This window comes from Enterobacter cloacae complex sp. P17RS, from assembly GCF_014895885.1.
GTDB classification, from domain to species: Bacteria; Pseudomonadota; Gammaproteobacteria; order Enterobacterales; family Enterobacteriaceae; genus Enterobacter; species Enterobacter bugandensis.
In genome coordinates this window covers 1-3,456 of the sequence record NZ_JADBQK010000005.1, presented here as the reverse complement: position 1 = coordinate 3,456, position 3,456 = coordinate 1, and the positions used below count along the sequence as shown (strand labels likewise).

Sequence of the window (3,456 nt, the reverse complement as noted above, 5' to 3'; positions counted from 1 at the left end):
TGAGGGCACCAGACCGCACTATCCCAAATTATCTCCCCCCATTAACCGTTTCAGCCTTCCCGCCTTCCTTGAGCCACGCCCGTTCTGGTGGTATTGTTTAGCGCTTTTGAAAAATTGAAACGACATTTGAGGGGATTTTCGCAATGCGTATTATTCTGCTTGGCGCTCCGGGCGCGGGTAAAGGAACTCAGGCTCAGTTCATCATGGAGAAATACGGTATTCCGCAAATCTCCACCGGTGACATGCTGCGCGCCGCTGTAAAATCTGGCTCCGAGCTGGGTAAACAAGCGAAAGACATCATGGACGCAGGCAAGCTGGTAACCGACGAGCTGGTTATCGCGCTGGTTAAAGAGCGCATTGCGCAGGAAGACTGCCGTAACGGTTTCCTGCTGGACGGCTTCCCGCGCACCATTCCTCAGGCTGACGCCATGAAAGAAGCGGGCATCAACGTGGACTACGTGCTGGAGTTCGACGTACCGGACGAGCTGATCGTTGACCGCATCGTTGGCCGTCGCGTGCACGCTGCCTCTGGCCGCGTTTACCACATCAAATTCAACCCGCCTAAGGTTGAAGGCAAAGACGACGTGACCGGCGAAGAGCTGACCACCCGTAAAGACGATCAGGAAGAGACCGTGCGTAAACGCCTGGTGGAATACCATCAGATGACCGCGCCGCTGATTGGCTACTACACCAAAGAAGCGCAGGCGGGTAACACCAAATACGCCAAAGTTGACGGCACTAAAGCCGTGGCTGACGTACGTGCAGAGCTGGAAAAAATCCTCGGCTAATCACGCGCCTCTCACCCGGGCTTCCGGGTGAGAAACATTCTCATCTTACCTATCACAGCAATGGGTTTCGTTTAAACGCATTTCCGCTACAATTGACAACCTATCAAATGGTTAAGAGGCGTGAATGAGTCAGGCGAAAACCGGCATCCTGCTTGCCAATCTGGGCACCCCAGAAGCACCCACTCCAGCGGCGGTAAAACGCTACCTGCGACAATTTTTAAGCGACACGCGCGTCGTGGATTTTCCGAGACTGCTGTGGTGGCCGCTGCTGCGTGGCGTCATTCTGCCGATTCGCTCTCCGCGCGTCGCCAAACTTTATCAGTCCGTCTGGATGGAGGAGGGCTCGCCGCTGATGGTGTACAGCCGTCGTCAGGAAAAAGCGCTGGCCGCCCGTCTGCCGGATATGCCTGTCGCACTCGGCATGAGCTACGGTAAACCTTCTCTGGAAAGCGCCGTCGACGCGCTGCTGGCACAGGGCGTGGATCATATCGTCGTGCTGGCCTTGTATCCGCAGTACTCCTGCTCGACGGTGGCCGCCGTCTGGGACGAGCTGGCGCGTATTCTGAAGACGCGCCGCCGCATTCCGGGCGTGACCTTTATTCGCGATTATGCGGATAACGAGCTCTACATTAAGGCGCTTGCCAACAGCGCCCGAGCATCGTTTGAAAAGCACGGCGAACCGGATCTGCTGCTGCTCTCCTATCACGGTATTCCGCAGCGTTTCGCCAATGAAGGGGATGATTACCCCCAGCGCTGCCGCGATACCACCCGCGAGCTGGTCTCCGCCCTTGGCCTGCCGCCGGAGAAGGTGATGATGACCTTCCAGTCGCGTTTTGGCCGCGAGCCGTGGCTGACGCCGTACACCGATGAAACCCTCAAAATGCTCGGCGAGAAGGGCGTGAAGCACATTCAGGTGATGTCGCCGGGCTTCTCGGCGGACTGCCTTGAAACGCTGGAGGAGATCGCGGTGCAAAACCGGGAATTTTTCCTTGAGGCCGGCGGCGAAAAGTATGAGTACATTCCGGCGCTTAACGACTCACCTGAGCATATCGACATGATGGTCTCGCTGGTGACGAACAGCCGCTGATCGCACTCCGGGCCGGGTTTGTGCTACCATTCCCGGCCCATATTCTTCGTACAGTTCAGACCATGAAATTTCCCGGTAAACGCAAATCCAAACACTACTTTCCCGTCGATGCCCGCGATCCGCTCCTGCAGCAAATCCAGCCTGAAAATGAAACCAGCGCGGCCTGGGTTGTCGGTATCGACCAGACGCTGGTGGACATTGAAGCGAAAGTGGATGATGAGTTTGTCGCCCGTTACGGTCTGAGCGCCGGTCACTCGCTGGTGATTGAGGACGACGTTGCCGAAGCGCTGTACCAGGAGCTGGTGCGCGAAAATCTGATTACCCATCAGTTCGCTGGCGGCACCATCGGCAACACCATGCACAACTACTCGGTGCTGGCAGATGACCGCTCGGTGCTGCTCGGCGTGATGTGCAGCAATATCGAAATCGGTGGCTACGCCTACCGCTACCTGTGCAACACCTCCAGCCGCACCGATCTGAACTATCTCCAGGGCGTAGACGGGCCGATTGGCCGCTGCTTTACGCTGATCGGCGAATCCGGCGAGCGTACCTTTGCCATCAGCCCGGGCCACATGAACAAGCTGCGCGCGGAAAGCATTCCCGAAGAGGTGATCGCGGGCGCGTCTGCGCTGGTGCTGACCTCCTACCTGGTGCGCTGCAAGCCGGGCGAGCCGATGCCTGAGGCGACCATGAAGGCGATTGAGTACGCGAAAAAGTACGACGTGCCCGTCGTTCTGACGCTGGGCACCAAATTCGTGATTGCCGATAACCCGGAGTGGTGGCAGACCTTCCTGAAAGAGCACGTCTCCATTCTGGCGATGAACGAAGAAGAGGCCGAGGCGCTGACCGGTGAAAGCGATCCGCTGCTGGCGTCCGACAAAGCGCTGGACTGGGTGGATCTGGTGCTCTGCACCGCGGGTCCGGTTGGGCTGTATATGGCGGGCTTCACCGAAGAAGAGAGCAAACGCAAAACCCAGCACCCGCTGCTGCCGGGGGCGATTGCGGAGTTCAACCAGTACGAGTTCAGCCGCGGCATGCGCCACAAAGACTGCGTGAATCCGCTGCGTATCTACTCCCACATTGCGCCGTATATGGGCGGGCCGGAGAAGATCATGAACACTAACGGCGCGGGCGACGGCGCGCTTGCCGCGCTGCTGCATGACATTACCGCGAACGCCTATCACAAAACTAACGTGCCGAACTCCAGCAAGCACAAGTTCAGCTGGCTGACCTATTCGTCACTGGCGCAGGTGTGTAAGTACGCCAACCGCGTAAGCTACCAGGTACTGAACCAGCATTCGCCGCGCTTAACGCGCGGTCTGCCGGAACGAGAAGACAGCCTCGAAGAGGCGTACTGGGACAGGTAAAAGCAAAACGGCAACCTGTGGTTGCCGTTTTTAGTATTTGTTCCCTCTCCCTGTGGGTGTACAGTCCGGGGACATGGTAGACTGTACAGTCCGGGGACATGGTAGACAGGTGTTCGGGGACATGGTGAACACTTTTTAACATCCTTTACCCATGGTGATCGACTTTTTCTTCAGGTCGATCACCCCCACTTTCGTGCTGTACCACCACACTTCA

At 57.5% G+C, this 3,456-nt stretch carries 4 protein-coding genes; 3 read left to right on the top strand and 1 reads right to left on the bottom strand.

The genetic code is table 11. The annotated features are described in order from the left end of the window. Positions 1 to 143 precede the first annotated feature (143 nt). The 3 genes from adk to IM265_RS04680 all read left to right on the top strand — a co-directional run bounded on the left by adk (position 144) and on the right by IM265_RS04680 (position 3,242). On the top strand, positions 144 to 788 hold the full coding sequence (gene adk, locus IM265_RS04690; protein ID WP_006809841.1) for an adenylate kinase: 645 nt from the start codon (positions 144 to 146) through the stop codon (positions 786 to 788). A 124-nt stretch (positions 789 to 912) separates the two neighbouring features. After that, on the top strand, positions 913 to 1,875 hold the full coding sequence (hemH, locus tag IM265_RS04685; RefSeq protein ID WP_126818312.1) for a ferrochelatase: 963 nt from the start codon (positions 913 to 915) through the stop codon (positions 1,873 to 1,875). 62 nt (positions 1,876 to 1,937) lie between these two features. Further along, a complete protein-coding gene (locus IM265_RS04680) occupies positions 1,938 to 3,242 on the top strand; it encodes an inosine/guanosine kinase (protein ID WP_045260696.1) in 1,305 nt (434 codons plus the stop codon). A 135-nt stretch (positions 3,243 to 3,377) separates the two neighbouring features. Here the strand turns inward: IM265_RS04680 and IM265_RS21985 are convergent. Further along, positions 3,378 to 3,456 (bottom strand): hypothetical protein (locus tag IM265_RS21985; protein ID WP_226839326.1); only part of this gene is annotated, 79 nt, incomplete at its 5' end.

What these genes read in the sequence shown, in the direction of transcription:
- adk (WP_006809841.1), top strand. Translation starts at nt 144, where the DNA reads ATGCGTATTATTCTGCTTGGCGCTCCGGGCGCGGGTAAAGGAACTCAG.
- hemH (WP_126818312.1), top strand. Translation starts at nt 913, where the DNA reads ATGAGTCAGGCGAAAACCGGCATCCTGCTTGCCAATCTGGGCACCCCA.
- IM265_RS04680 (WP_045260696.1), top strand. Translation starts at nt 1,938, where the DNA reads ATGAAATTTCCCGGTAAACGCAAATCCAAACACTACTTTCCCGTCGAT.